The sequence below is a fragment of the Trinickia diaoshuihuensis genome, from assembly GCF_003390925.1.
GTDB classification, from domain to species: domain Bacteria; phylum Pseudomonadota; class Gammaproteobacteria; order Burkholderiales; family Burkholderiaceae; genus Trinickia; species Trinickia diaoshuihuensis.
In genome coordinates this window covers 92,724-106,182 of sequence record NZ_QUBS01000082.1, presented here as the reverse complement: position 1 = coordinate 106,182, position 13,459 = coordinate 92,724, and the positions used below count along the sequence as shown (strand labels likewise).

Genomic DNA, 13,459 nt, shown 5'->3' with positions numbered 1-13,459 from the left:
GGCGCTCGCCTAGCGTTCGGCGGAAGCGTACGGCCGTGGCCCCCGGGGCGTGCCGGCGACGAAATGGAACTTGTCGGCTGACAGCGCGAGATTGGCGGATGCGTATGCGATGGGCGGCCGAAGATCGAAGGGCTCGAATCCAGCCCGGCCGGTCGCGGGAGAAGGACGTCACGATGATCACAAATGTGTTCGGGAGCGCGAAGGCGATCGTACGCGATCGAGCGATCGAGCTCGACTTCTTGCGCGGGATCGCGATCATCGCCGTCATGGGCTATCACTTCAGGTCCGTCGATCCCGGGTCGGCGCTTGTCTCGATCGCGCAATACCCGTTCACGCATTTCGGCCGCGAGGGCGTGAATTTGTTTTTCACGTTGAGCGGCTTCCTGGTCGGCGGGCTTCTGCTCAGGCAATACGCCGAGCAGGGCGCGATCGATGCGCGCCGTTTCATCGTGAGGCGAATCTTCAAGATTTGGCCGGCGTACTACGTGCTGATCGCCTTTCACGCGATGGCGCGGCGCCACCCGCTAGACAGCTTTCTCGTGCAAAACCTCACGCATTTGCAAAACTACCTCGGCACGGCGATATCGCAGACATGGAGTCTCGCCGTGGAAGAGCACTTCTATCTGCTGCTGCCGGCGGTCCTGCTCGTGTTCGCGCGGTGGCGGCTCGGGGCTCGTGCCATCCTCGTCGCGCTCGGCGGTGTCTGCCTATTCGTACTCGTCATACGTTCCATGGCCGTCGGCGAGGGGCGGCTCGACGCGGCGTTCTCCTTTACGCAATACCGCATCGATAGCTTGCTCGCGGGGGTGATGCTGGCCGTAATCTATTGGATGGCCCCCGGGCTTTACCGTCGTTTCGCGCGGCGTACGCCGATGCTCGTGATTGCCGTGTGCCTGTTAGTGCTGTGGCTCGGATTCGGGACGTCGAATACCGCGCTCGACGAAAGCATCGGCTATACGATTCAGTCGGCCGGTTTCGTCGCGCTGATCGTGCTGATGCTCGAACACGCGCGCGCGCTGCGCCGAACATGGTGGTTCCGGGCCGTGGCGTGGGTCGGCGTGTATTCGTACGGCATCTACTTGTGGCATTCGATCGCGCTCGCGCCCGGTTCGCTGTTTATCGCCAAGGCGACGGCGGCCGGCGCGCCTCGCTTTATCGTCTGGTTCGGGGCGTTCGCGTGTCAGGCCGCGATCGCGATCGGCGTGGGATACGTCACCACGAGGGCCATCGAATTTCCGTTCCTCAAGTTGCGCAACGCGCTCTTTCCGGCAAGCCGGTCGTCATCGACGCGGGTCCTTGTCGACGTTAGCGGGTCTGAAGCAACCGTGCGCCGCCTCGCGCAGCGTGCGCTTAAAGCGCCCGAGCGTGTTTTGCCGCAGGAGCGCGCAGCGCCCGGGCGTTGCGATCGTTTCGCCGGCATCGCACGGCCGCGCGAATGCCCGTTCCAGGCCGCTGACGATGGATGGCACGGAAAGGTCTTCGAGCACGGGCCCGAGTGCGCCGCCGGAACAAAACCAGCCGATCAACCCCTCGCAGGTGGCGATGACGGGTTTGCCGAACCGATACGCTTGGACGAGCACGCCGCTCATCCCGTAGTGTCCCTTGTAGCCGAGCCACAGCACGTCGCACGCGGAAAATAGATCGCGCTCCATATCGCTGTCGATGAAGTCATCGATCGTCAGCGGCTTCGGTGCGAGTCCGCGGGCGTGCGAACGCAGGAAGGAGCGCGTTGCCTCATCCTGCTGGCCTGCGACGATCAGCGTGGGAGGGTGTGCCATATGCTGGAGCGCCGCGACGAGTTCGCGAATCCCCTTGCGTTCCGTGATCGATCCGTAGACGAGCACGTGCGGCCCGGGCCCGAGCTTCAGGCGCGTGCGGGCCGTCGCCGCATCAACGGCGCGCGTATCGGGGAATGCATCGGCTAAATAGGCGATGCTGGCTCTCCTCGCGCTATCGGTGCGGGTCCGGTCGCTCCACTGCGGCAACGTGGGATCGATGGACAGCAGCGTTGTTAGCCCGCTCGTGCGAAGCGCGCGTGCAAACAGCTTCGCCTTGATCGCGTTGACGAGCGGGCGAGCGGGCGTGTCCACGCCGACCTGCCGATGATGAAACGTCGTCCGCATGGTGATGCCGGCCCAGGGCGTTTCGCCGAATGGCGATCCGAGAAACGGCAAGGCGTACAGGAAATAGTCGAGATAAGGGGCGAGCGCGAAGGCGATTGGCGCGCGGGCCGATACGCTCGCATACGCATGCGCGAAGTAACGGTGGTGACGCGCGTAGGGGATCGCATCGGCGCATGACGCGAGCGCGTTCGCCGGTGCGGGATCGTCGACCCATGCGAGATGGAGTTCCGGCCGGCGCTCGCCCGCGATCGCACGTGCGAGTGGATGACCTGCATTGGCCGGGCGCGTGGCGATGACGCAGCACTGACCCGCTTCCATATACGCTTGCGCGGCCCACTGTGCGTAACGCCACCGGTGTCCGGTGAAGTCCGGCTCGACGATCAGCACCACGGGACGTACCGCATGCATTTGGGCGCCGGCAAACGGAGCAGAGGACTGTCGATGCGCGCAGGCGTCGATCGCCTCGTGCAAGGGCCCGCTCGCGACCGGCTCGGATTCGGCAGATGTTTTCATCGACAAAGTGAGGCGTTCTCGTGCGCACGGTAGCACCGGGTTATGCGCGCGAGCCGCCAAACTCTCGCCCGTTCCGGCACGCGTGCGCGGGCCGATCGGCCATGGCGGATCCTCGCTACGAGATGGCGCTTTTCGGCGGCGGCGGCGCGTTACTTTGTTGTTCGTGCCGCGTCAGGTCCCGCGGCGAGCGACGCGGAGCGCATCGAACGTGAACACACTGCGCGGCACTCGGGCGAGATCGGCCGATTCGACGCCGAGCGTCTCAAGATCGCTGCGCGCGAGCCTGGCGCCGGGGGCGGCCACCTGGGTGCTGGCCCAGCAGTGCGCAGTCCGCGGTCTCGTCGCGCTCAAGTTCCTCGCGATCGGGCGCATCCTCGGGCCCGGCGCGATCGGCAGCGTCAGCGTCGCGCTGCTTGCGGTCGCGATCGCCGAGTCGCTGTCGGACACAGGGCTCGCGCAAGCCGTCGTGCAGCGCCCGCAGGCACCGGCGCGCGGCGAACTCGGCGCGGTACTGACGGCGCTCGTTGCACGCGGCGTATGTGTCGCGCTGGTTCTCCTGATCGCGGCGCCGTTCATGGCGGCTCAGTTTCACTTGGGAGGGGCGCTGTTGGTTCAAATGGCGGCGGCGTTGCCGCTCGCGCGTGCGCTGGCGTCGCCAAGCTACTACGTCGCGCAGCGCGAGCGCCGGTTTGCCCATATCGCGGCGATCGAGATCGGCGCGGCGCTGCTCGATTGCTGCGCGGGCCTCGCCTTTGCGCTCTCGGGGGCGGGCGCTTACTCGGTGTTGGCCGGAATGCTGCTCGGCGAAAGCTTGAAGAGCGCGCTGAGTTGGCTCGTCTTCGCCCCGCGTCCACTGCTTTCGCCGCGCTGGTCGGGGATCGGCGATTACATCGATTTTTCGCGTTGGATTTGGGCGGGCAGCGTCGTCAACCTCGTGCTCAATCAATTCGACAAGGTCGTCGTCGGAAGGATGCTCGGGCCGGCGCAACTCGGTGCCTATCAAATGTCCTCGCGCCTTGCACAGTTGCTGCTCGCCGACGCGGCGATCGCGCTCGCGCAGTACCTTTTTCCCACCTTCGCCGCGCGTTATCGGACCGATGCGAACGAGGCCGCGCGGCTCGTGAAACGTTGGCTCGTGCTGGGCACATGCACGGTCGCACTCGTCGTCGTCGCACTACGCCTGCTTGCCATGCCGTTGTTCGCGTGGGTGCTCGGTCCCCAGTGGCTGCCTGCCGTACCGCTGTTTCGCATCTTCGTCGTCAACATGGCGCTCGGCGCGCTCATTGCCGTGCTCGTGGCTTACCTGCGCGCACGCGGCGACGCTCGCGCGGTCGCGCAAGCATCGGCGATGCAGGTCGTCGTCCTGATTGCCATCGTGCCCTGGGCCGTGCATCGGTGGGGCGCCGCGGGCATCGCGTGGGGGATGACGGCCGGGCTCGCCACGGCCGGCCTTTGGATGCTCTATCGGACCTTTTCGTCTCGCTGAGCTGCTGCCCGGACGCTGTCGCCATGCTTTCGCGCATTCGCCGATCGCGAGCTACGACGATTCGTATGGATACCAATGCTTTAAACGCCGATATCAATAAAGAATGAAGGATCGGTATATTCAAATTCAAGGCGATTAGTCTTTCGTGCTGTAAGGTGATGAATTATTTTTCATTTTCTTAGTGATTTTGAATCGGCGAAATATTGCCGTCGACTGTGCTTGTCCGCGTTTGGAGGGGCGTGGATGAGAATTCGACTTGAGTGGATCCGGAATACGTCACGTTAAGAAATGATATTGGGTTTAATACGGAGCGCCGAAGCTTCGGGGCGGCGTATTGCCTAAAATATTCGCTTTCAATACTAATGCTTAATGGCCCGTCGATTAAGACGGATTCGAGCGCGCATCGGATCGTGGCGACGATATCGAATGGGACTGCACAGGCCGCGCACGAAGTCGATGCGGAAAACAATCGGAACACGCGTCTCACGCGGTGGTATCCGACGTGGTTCTCAGAGAGGTGGTCATCATCATGAACAAACTTGGGTTGTCGAGAAGCGACGCGGCGTCTAACGGCGTCATGCCCGGCAAGTGGGCTCCCATTGCGGCCGCCGCCCTCGCGGCGATTTTGCTGGCCGGTTGCGGCGGCGGCGATTCCTCTCCCGCTGGCGGCGGCGCCGCGGCCAATTCGGCGGCGACGCCTGCCGCCGGCGCGGCGTCGAGTCCGAGCGCGGCTACGCCGCCGGCCGATCAAGCATTGACGGACACGGATGTCTACGGCACCGGTCCGAACGATTCCGTTGCCGATGCGACCGAGGGCGTGGCCGTGTCGCACCATACGGTGACGATCGGCGGCAAGGCAATCGCCTATACCGCGCGCGCGGGCCACTTGACGACGATCGATGCCTCCACGTCGCAGCCCAATGCCAAGATGTTCTACGTGGCCTATACGGCCGACAACCCCGATCCGACGAAGCCGCGGCCCGTAACGTTCTTCTATAACGGCGGCCCGGGCTCGTCTTCGGTGTATTTGTTGCTGGGCTCGTTCGGGCCGAAGCGGATTCAGTCGTCGTTCCCGAACTTCACGCCGCCCGCGCCGTACAAACTGCTCGACAATCCAGATAGCTTGCTCGATCGCTCGGATCTCGTCTTCATCAATCCTGTCGGCACCGGTTATTCGGCGGCCATCGCCCCGTTCAAGAACAAGGATTTCTGGGGCGTCGATCAGGATGCCCACTCCATCGACCGTTTCATTCAGCGCTATTTGACGCTGTATAACCGGTGGAATTCACCGAAGTTCTTGTTCGGCGAATCGTATGGGACGGCCCGTAGCGCCGTGGTGTCGTGGGTGCTGCACGAGGACGGCATCGAACTGAACGGGATCACGCTGCAATCGTCGATTCTCGACTACTCCAATGCGGTGAGCGCCGTCGGGCTGTTCCCGACTTTGGCGGCCGACGCGTTCTACTACAAAAAGGACAGCATTTCGCCGCCGCCCACGGATCTGACCACCTACATGGACCAGGTCATGAAGTACGCGACGAATACGTTGATCCCGCTCGAGCAAGCGCCGAATCCGGCCGACGGCGGATTCGTCAATACGCGGTTGAATATGACGTTGCCCGTGGCGCAGCAGATGTCCCAGTATCTGGGCGTCGATCCGATCGCGCTGATTCAGGAGTACGGCAATCCAGCCGGTTTCGGCAACTTCTTCGGCACGCTCGTTCCCGGTATCGCCATCGGTCAATACGATGGCCGCGCCACGTCGATCAATACGGGTATCGGCCCGTTCATCCTGCCCAACGCGGGCAGCAACGATCCGTCGATCACGAACGTCGCCGGCGTCTACACGGTGGAATGGAACGACTATCTGCGCAACGGTTTGAAGTACACATCCACCTCGTCGTTCGTCGATCTGAACGATCAGGTGTTCAACGGCTGGGACTTCAGCCACGTGGATCCGACGGGCGCGGCCAAGGGCGGCGGCAATACGCTCTATACGGCCGGCGATCTGGCCGCGACGATGACGCTGAACCCAGATCTAAAGGTGTTCTCGGCCAACGGCTATTTCGATGCGGTGACGCCGTTCTTCCAAACGGCGCTGACGCTTGCGAGCATGCCGATCGATCCGTCGCTGCAGTCGAACATCCTGACGCGCCGCTATCCGTCGGGACACATGATCTATCTCGACAACGGCTCGCGCACGGCGATGAAGGGTGATTTGGCCAAGTTCTACGACACGGTCATGGCCAATCGTCCAGCCATCATGCGCGTCCTGAACCGTCAGCATCCGCCCGCCTCGGCGAAGTAAAGGCGCCCCCGCGCGGCGGGAGGGCCGGTGTTACCGGTTTTCGCGCCGTGCGCTACGCCCAGACTAGGCGCGCGCCGACGAGCACGAGCACGGCCGCGAGCAGGTTGCGCAGCACGGCTTCGGGTGCACGCGCCGAGAGATGGCTGCCGAGCACGATGCCCGGCAGCGAACCGATCAGCAGTGACAGCAGCATCGCCACGTCGACGGAGCCGAGCAGCCAGTGACCCATTCCGGCCACGAGCGTGAGCGGCACGGCATGGGCGATATCGGAACCGACGATGCGTGGGATGGCCAAGGCCGGGTAAAGCAGCAACAAGACCGTCACGCCGATGGCGCCGGCGCCGACCGACGTTAGCGATACGAGCGCGCCGAGCACGGCGCCCGTTGCAATCGTGAGGACGATCGTGTGCCCGGGGCCCCCTTGACGCGGCATGCGCGTGGCCAGCGCGGCGAGTTTGGGACGGAATACGAGCGAGATCGACGTGATCAGCAGCGCCACGCCCAATACATGCTGGATCACCGAGGTCGTCGCTTGCGAATGCATGCCGTAGCGCTGCAGCAGCCACAGTGTGACGGCGGCGGCCGGCACGCTGCCGCAGGCGAGGCGCCCCGTCACACGCCAATCGATCGAGCCTTTCATCCCATGCACGAGCGTGCCCGCCGCTTTCGTGACGGCGGCGTATAGCAGGTCGGTCCCAACCGCGGTCGTCGGATGCACGCCGAACAGCAGCACGAGCAAAGGCGTCATCAGCGAACCGCCCCCCACACCTGTCAACCCGACCAGAAAACCGACGCCGAGGCCGGAAGCGGAATACATGAGGTTGATGTGGGACATGAGCGCCATGCGATCGAAAGCGGCGCTACGGCCGCGGAGGACAAGAGCCTGATTGTATGCGTGGGGCGCAAGCTTCGATAGAACCATCGGCGATATCGTTAGAACATTTGGCGATAATCTTATGCGGATCGGCCGGTGCGCTCGAACGGGACGGGTGGCGGCCGATGGCGACTAGAAGATGGCGACGAGCGGATGGCTGCGCGCGATACCGTGCGCTTGTCATCTTCTCCATCGCGGCACCGCGCACGTCGGCTCGCGCGGTCCGCCATCGCTATGCGCATTCTTCAATTGGTCCTCGCGCCGCGCTTGTCGGGCGCGGAAGTGCTCGTCAAGGGGCTGGCGATCGCGCATCGGCGCGGCGGACACGCGGTCGGCATCGCCTCGCTGTTGCCGGCCGAGGATGATTTCGCGGACGCGGCGTGCGAGCTTGCGGCGCACCGCGTGGAGTGCCGCTTCGCGCCGCGGCGCTATGAGCGTCTGGCTCGGCTTGCATTTTTATACCGAACGGTCCGTTCTTTCGCGCCCGACATCCTGTTCGCGCATACGACGATCCCCGCGCTGTACGCCCGCGCGTTGCCGCTTTCCGTCCCCATCGTCTTCGTGATGCACTCGGGCATGAACGATTTCACCGAGAACCGCTGGCTGCGCTACGTGGAGTATCTGTTGTCGCGCCGCGCTCGTGCCGTGATCGGCGTCTCGCAGCGCAACGTCGATCAGTACGCGGCGACGATCGGCTTGCACGGCGCATCGTTCGTGGTGCCGAACGGGGTCGATGCCGGCAAGTTCCGCGATTGCGTGAGCGGGCGCGGCGCGAACGTGGAGGGGGGTGTTCAGCGTATCGTGCAGATCGGCCGGTACATGCCGGAGAAAGGGCAGATGGAAACGGTGCGCGCCTTTGCGCAAGCGCTCGCGCAAAGGCCCAACCTACCGCTGCGCTTGCATTTGTGTGGCGGCATCGAGGATCGCGCCTATCACGCGCGTGTCGTCGCGCTGGTCGATCGCCTCGGGATCGGTGCATATGTCGTGATCGACGGCCCGCGCACCGACGTGCCGGAATTGCTCGCGCAAGCCGATGTCTTCGCGATGCCATCGCATTTCGAGGCGCACAGCATCGGCTTTCTGGAGGGACTGGCTTCGGGCGTGCCGATCGTCGCGAGCGCGATCGAGGCTTTCGCGTTCGCGGGCCGCTATGCGGGCGTGCGTCTGGTCGATGCGGTCGACCCTTTTGTCTTTGGCCGCGCCCTGATCGAAGCACTCGAGATGCCGCGCTCGGTTCGCCCGCTCGACGGGCTGACGCTGGAGGACACGGCTGCGCGATACCTCGACATCGCGCAGCGCGTGCTGGCGTGAATCGCCGCCTTAGAGCGTGCGGGCCTGCGAATGACCGGCGGCGCGAGGTTGCGTGATGGCGCTGACCACGATCAGCACCACGACGTTGAGCGCGAGCGCGGCAAGCCCGATGTTCACGTCCTTGAGTTTGTCGGGCAGGAACGGGAACCATTGCCCGATGCTCGCGTGCGTCAACGTCGTATAAGCGACGACGGCCACCCCCGCCACAATGCCGGCGAACGCGCCTTGCTTGGTTACCCAATTGCGCGTGGCCAAACTCGTCAGCACGGCCGGGAACAACTGCGTGACGAAGCTATAGCCCATCAACAGCAGCGCCACGATCGTCTCGCCGCCGCGCAGCGTGAAAAATACCGCCACGAGCGCGATGACCGGTACCAGGACCCGCGCGAACTTGGTGACGGTCGCGTCCGTCGCTTGCCGATCGATCGCGCCGCGATAGACGTCGTTCGCAAGCAGCGTGGCGGCCGCATTGAGAATCATCGAGCCCGGTACGAGCGCGGTCAATACGCCCGCGGCGCCGATCACGCCGACGAACCACGGGTCGAACGCCTGCAGCGAGAGATGGAACAGCGACAAGTCGATGTCGCTGCCTTTCAGGCCGGGCACTTTCAACGTAGCGGCGAAGCCGACGAAAAAGACGAACAGCAGGATAAGCTGATAGAGCGGCAAGACAGCCGCATTGCGCCTGAAAATACGTTCGTCGCGTGCGGTATAGATCGAGCCGAACGTGTGCGGCCACATGAAAAAGCCCAGCGCGGTCAGCAACACCGTCGACTGGAACCAGACGACGCTCGAGCCCTTCTCGGGGAAGGTCAGGAAGCCGGGCTTGGCCGTGTCGATGGCATGGAACATCGGCGAGAAGCCGCCGTAGTAATGCAGCGGCAGATAGAGGCCCAGAAAGATGACGATCGCGAGAATCATCAAATCCTTCACCACCGAATTCCACGCCGAGCCGCGCACGCCCGAAACCGTCACATAGAGCGTGACGACGACCGCGCCGATCCAAATCGCGGCGCTGGGCGAGATCGCACCGTACGAGGCCGTCGTCACGATGATGCCGAGCCCCTTGAACTGCAGCACGAGGTAGGGCACGAGCGCGACGACATCGACGATGGCCACCAATACGCCGAGCGAGGGACTCGCGTATTTGCTCGCGAGAAAGTGCGGTTGCGAGACGAGGCGATGCGTTTTCGCGTAGCGCCAAATCGGCGGCAGCAGCCAATACGAGAGGATATAGGCGAGGGTCGCGTACGAGAGGATGTAATAGGCGGGCGCGCCCTTGCCGTAGGCAAAGCCGCTGCCGCCGAGGAACGTGAAGGTCGTGTAGATTTCGCCGGCCATCAGCAGGAAGACGAATGCGGTGCCGAAGCTGCGTCCGCCCACGGACCACTGTTCGAGGTTCATATCGTGGCCGCGGCGGGCGCGCACCCCGAGTCCCAGCGCGACGAGCGTGACGGCGGCGATGATGAGAAGCGCGCTGCTCATGACCGAGCCTCCTCGTTGCCTTGGACGCCGCCGCGGTTGGCCGGATCGAGTTGATAGACGACGGCCATGATGACGGCGCTCATGACAACCCAAAACACGATCCAAGCGAGGACGAGCGGCATGCCGAGAACGAGCGGCTCGACGCGATTGACGAACGGAACGCCGAGCAAGATGCCGGCGAACGGCAGCACGGCGAGTAACCGAAGAACCATGAAAAACACTCCTTGCGAGGAAACGCCGGGCCGCCCCGCGTTTGCCTTACCCCTTCGGGACCTGGCCGGCGCCCGGTCGGAGGCATTCTTCACGCTAAGGCGGTGGAGGGACGACGGTCTAGCGAATCCGACTCTATGCCGTTTCCGCGCGCGCCGTAAACAATTTCAAAAAAATGTGCGATGAATAGATGGAATGCCGCGGTAGTGTGCGCAACGCAAGTGCCGGCGCGTGCGCAACAGGAGCGACGGGTTTTTGCGGCGGTGCCCGTTTAAGACTCGAAGCGGCGCCCAAGCGCCGGAAACGAAGCGTGGACCAGAGCGATGACGACGAGGGGCGAGCGGTGACGAGCAAGGGCATGTGGATTTTGCGGCGGTGCCGCATCGTGTCCGACGACGAAGGCTTGCGTTGAGCGGGCACGACGCCGATCCCGATGCGGAGCTGATCGCGCGCGTGGGGCGCGACGACGCGTCGGCGGTGCGCCAATTGGTCGCGCGCAAGTTGCCGCGCGTGCTGGCGCTTGCCGCCCGCATGCTGGGCGATCGCATGGAGGCGCAGGATGTGGCGCAGGAAACGTTCGTACGCGTTTGGAAACAGGCGCCGCATTGGCGCGTGGGCGAAGCGCGCTTCGACACGTGGTTGCACCGGGTAGCGCTGAATTTGTGCTACGACCGGTTGCGCACGCGGCGCGAAACCGTGGACGAATCGGCGGCTGTTTCTTCGGCTGCGTCGCCCGCGGACTCGCAGCCCTATCAGGCGCTGCCCGCGGCGGGCGAGCCGGAGGCGGCGCTCGAGGCGCGTCAGGACGGCGAGCGCGTGCGCGCCGCGCTTGCGGCCTTGCCGCCGCGCCAGCGCGAGGCGCTCGTGCTGACCTATTACCAGGAACTCTCGAATGCGCAAGCGGCGAGCCTCATGGGCTTGAGCGTCGATGCGCTGGAGAGCTTGCTCGTGCGTGCCCGGCGCGGCATGCGTACCCAACTCGCGCAAGAGGAAGCGGCGCGCGGCGCTCGCTCCGAGACGAGCGCTGCCCGACGGACGACCGCCCCACGTAAACAATGACGACTTGCAAGGATCGATCGATGACGACGATGACGCTTAAGCGATTCGAGCAGATCGTCGAGGCCTACGGCGCCGACCCGCGCCGCTGGCCCGACGACGAAAGGGACGCGGCATGTGCATTCGCGCAAACGCATCCGGCCGACGCGCGGCCACGCCTGGCCGCAGCCGCCGCGCTCGATGCAGCGCTGGACGCGGATGCGCCCCTGCCGGTCAGCCGCTCGCTGCGGCGCCGCATCGTCGCGTCGGCCAATCGACGGGACCCATGGCCGTTCGGATGGCGGTTCGAATCGCGGCCCGCGCGGCGCTGGCTGCCGGGGGCCGCGCTCGCGGGCGCCGGGGTCGCGGGGCTCGTCGCGGGCGCCGTTGCAATGTCGCTCTTGATGGTCGGCGCCGAGCCGCCGAATCCCGCGCATGAGAGCGCGTATCTCTCGACGTCGTTCGGCTTCGACGCGTCGGGCGCGGAGGGGGGCATCGAATGACGACACGCGCGATCAAGGCTCTTTTCGTCGGCTCGCTGGTGCTGAACGTATTTCTCGTCGGCGCGATCACCGGCGGCGCCTACCGGTGGTTCGCGACGCAACGCGCCGAGCGGGCCGCGCCGCAGGCGTTGCGCTACGCGGCGCAGGAGCTTTCGCCCGAGCGCCAGCGGCAGTTTCTCGATGCGTTGAAGCAGGCGCGGCGCGACGCCCGCGCGATCGGGCAGCAGGCGCGAGAGGGGCGGCGCGAAGTGCTGCGGCTCGTCGCGGCGCCGCAATTCGATCGCGCCGCGCTAGACGATGCGCTCGCGACGACGCGCCATGCCGATAGCGCGCTGCGCGAGCATATCGAGGCGGCCGTCGCCGATTTCGTCGCCACGCTGACACCGGCCGAGCGCGTCACCTTCGCGCAAGGTTTGACGCTGCGCGGCCAGTGGCGCCAGCCTAAGCCGGCCGCCGAGAAAAAACCGGACGAAGCCGGCTCGGCACCGCCGGCGCATTAGATCGAAATGCCCTGCATCCGATGGGCGAAGCGGGCGCGTTCGGCGCGATCCATCAAAGCGAGGAATTCGTCGGTCTGCATATGGACCAATTCCTCGTGATCGCCCGCCTCGAAATACACCTCGGGCTGCTGCGCGAGCGTCTCATCGAGATAAGTGATCATTCCATACTCGGTACACACGGGCGGCACGGCACCGGGCTCGCAGTCCTTGAACAGCTCGCGCATGTCGGTTTCGCTAGCGAGCGTCAGATGGCGTCCCGTCATCTCCCAGATTTCGGATAGCCGCACGGCATGCGTCGACGGCAGCACCGCGGCGACATAGCCTTGCTCGTCTTCCAATAACACCGTCTTGGCTAGGCGCTCGCCCGGCACGTGCGCGGCCGAGGCCGTTTCGATACTGGAGTGGCTGTAGGGGTGATGCAGAATTTCATAGCGGCAGCCCTTGTTTTGCAGGCATGCCTCGAGGGTGGCAGACATCGACATGACGGACCTCCGTCGGAGGAAAAGAGCGATCGAACCGCGCTCGGCGGGTGCAAGGCACGAGGGGAGGGCGGCGTTCTCATAGAATAGGCCGTTTGCGCGCGGCTGCCCAATCTGTCGTCGGCACGGCGGCGCAAGCGCGGGATAAGCCGCCGGCGGGGACCATCGCCGACAATCGGAACAAGGCGGAACAAGGCGGAACAAGGAGAACAAAAACATGAACGAATCGCTTTCATCGTTGCACCGGTCGCAACGCATCGGGCGCGAGTACGTCACGACGGCGCTCGAGTTGCCCGGTTGCCGGATCGAGCGTTCGCTCGGCGTCGTGCGCGGCATCGTCGTACGCTCTCGCTCCGTCATCGGCGCCGTGGGCGCCTCGTTGCAAACGCTGTTCGGGGGGAACATCACGCTCTATACGTCGCTGTGCGAACGCGCGCGTGCCGATGCCTACGAGCATATGGTCGAGCACGCGGCCGACCTCGGGGCCAATGCGGTGATCGCCGTGCATTACGACGCCACCGAAATCGCGGCCGGCGTGACCGAGGTGCTCTGCTACGGCACGGCCGTGCAGGTCAGGCCGTCGGCCGCGGTCTGAACGGCTGCCGGCAGCGGGCGTGCCCCGTTGCCGCGGT

12 protein-coding genes and 1 pseudogene are annotated in these 13,459 nt (G+C 64.8%); 8 read left to right on the top strand and 5 right to left on the bottom strand.

Annotated elements, in window-relative coordinates:
* Positions 1-173: 173 nt before the first annotated feature.
* A pseudogene (locus tag DXT59_RS20840) lies at positions 174-1,313 on the top strand (acyltransferase family protein); the annotation flags it as partial.
* Here the strand turns inward: DXT59_RS20840 and DXT59_RS20835 are convergent.
* Positions 1,281-2,636: a glycosyltransferase gene (locus DXT59_RS20835; protein ID WP_338065187.1), complete on the bottom strand. Its 1,356-nt coding sequence runs from the start codon at positions 2,634-2,636 to the stop codon at positions 1,281-1,283. The pseudogene DXT59_RS20840 and the gene DXT59_RS20835 sit on opposite strands and share 33 nt — an antisense overlap.
* Before the next feature lie 217 nt (positions 2,637-2,853).
* Between DXT59_RS20835 and DXT59_RS20830 the strand changes: the two genes are divergently transcribed.
* Together DXT59_RS20830 and DXT59_RS20825 are read left to right on the top strand one after the other, a co-directional pair.
* Positions 2,854-4,122 (top strand): oligosaccharide flippase family protein, encoded by a 1,269-nt coding sequence (locus DXT59_RS20830; protein WP_420823408.1) that lies wholly within the window; start codon positions 2,854-2,856, stop codon positions 4,120-4,122.
* Between the two features lie 577 nt (positions 4,123-4,699).
* Positions 4,700-6,430, top strand: a complete 1,731-nt coding sequence (locus DXT59_RS20825) for a S10 family peptidase (protein ID WP_240324614.1) — start codon at positions 4,700-4,702, stop codon at positions 6,428-6,430.
* 52 nt (positions 6,431-6,482) lie between these two features.
* On the opposite strand, the gene DXT59_RS20820 is transcribed toward DXT59_RS20825, so the two are convergent.
* Positions 6,483-7,265 carry a sulfite exporter TauE/SafE family protein gene (locus DXT59_RS20820; RefSeq protein ID WP_116138862.1) on the bottom strand — a complete coding sequence of 261 codons (783 nt, stop codon included), beginning with the start codon at positions 7,263-7,265 and terminating at the stop codon, positions 6,483-6,485.
* A gap of 273 nt (positions 7,266-7,538) precedes the next feature.
* Here DXT59_RS20820 and DXT59_RS20815 point away from each other — a divergent pair, with 273 nt between their 5' ends.
* Positions 7,539-8,615 carry a glycosyltransferase family 4 protein gene (locus DXT59_RS20815; protein ID WP_116138765.1) on the top strand — a complete coding sequence of 359 codons (1,077 nt, stop codon included), beginning with the start codon at positions 7,539-7,541 and terminating at the stop codon, positions 8,613-8,615.
* Between the two features lie 9 nt (positions 8,616-8,624).
* Here DXT59_RS20815 and DXT59_RS20810 read toward each other — a convergent pair whose 3' ends face one another.
* Together DXT59_RS20810 and DXT59_RS20805 are read right to left on the bottom strand one after the other, a co-directional pair.
* Positions 8,625-10,100, bottom strand: coding sequence for a sodium:solute symporter family protein (locus DXT59_RS20810; RefSeq protein WP_116138764.1), 1,476 nt, complete (start codon positions 10,098-10,100; stop codon positions 8,625-8,627).
* Entirely contained in the window at positions 10,097-10,312 is a 216-nt protein-coding gene (locus tag DXT59_RS20805; protein ID WP_116138763.1) for a DUF3311 domain-containing protein, read from the bottom strand. Before DXT59_RS20805 ends, DXT59_RS20810 begins: the two co-directional genes overlap by 4 nt.
* Before the next feature lie 406 nt (positions 10,313-10,718).
* On the opposite strand from DXT59_RS20805, the gene DXT59_RS20795 reads away from it, so the two are divergent.
* The 3 genes from DXT59_RS20795 to DXT59_RS20785 are packed head-to-tail and all read left to right on the top strand — an operon-like array spanning position 10,719 to position 12,348.
* Complete coding sequence (locus tag DXT59_RS20795) at positions 10,719-11,369, top strand: RNA polymerase sigma factor (protein WP_338065185.1); 651 nt, start codon at positions 10,719-10,721, stop codon at positions 11,367-11,369.
* A gap of 29 nt (positions 11,370-11,398) precedes the next feature.
* The gene (locus tag DXT59_RS20790) at positions 11,399-11,848 is read left to right on the top strand and encodes a hypothetical protein (protein WP_116138860.1); all 450 of its coding nucleotides are present in this window, start codon (positions 11,399-11,401) and stop codon (positions 11,846-11,848) included.
* On the top strand, positions 11,845-12,348 hold the full coding sequence (locus DXT59_RS20785; protein WP_116138761.1) for a periplasmic heavy metal sensor: 504 nt from the start codon (positions 11,845-11,847) through the stop codon (positions 12,346-12,348). Before DXT59_RS20790 ends, DXT59_RS20785 begins: the two co-directional genes overlap by 4 nt.
* On the opposite strand, the gene DXT59_RS20780 is transcribed toward DXT59_RS20785, so the two are convergent.
* The gene (locus tag DXT59_RS20780) at positions 12,345-12,830 is read right to left on the bottom strand and encodes an aminoacyl-tRNA deacylase (RefSeq protein WP_116138760.1); all 486 of its coding nucleotides are present in this window, start codon (positions 12,828-12,830) and stop codon (positions 12,345-12,347) included. The genes DXT59_RS20785 and DXT59_RS20780 overlap by 4 nt on opposite strands.
* Before the next feature lie 214 nt (positions 12,831-13,044).
* On the opposite strand from DXT59_RS20780, the gene DXT59_RS20775 reads away from it, so the two are divergent.
* Entirely contained in the window at positions 13,045-13,422 is a 378-nt protein-coding gene (locus DXT59_RS20775) for a YbjQ family protein (RefSeq protein ID WP_116138759.1), read from the top strand.
* Positions 13,423-13,459: the final 37 nt, after the last annotated feature.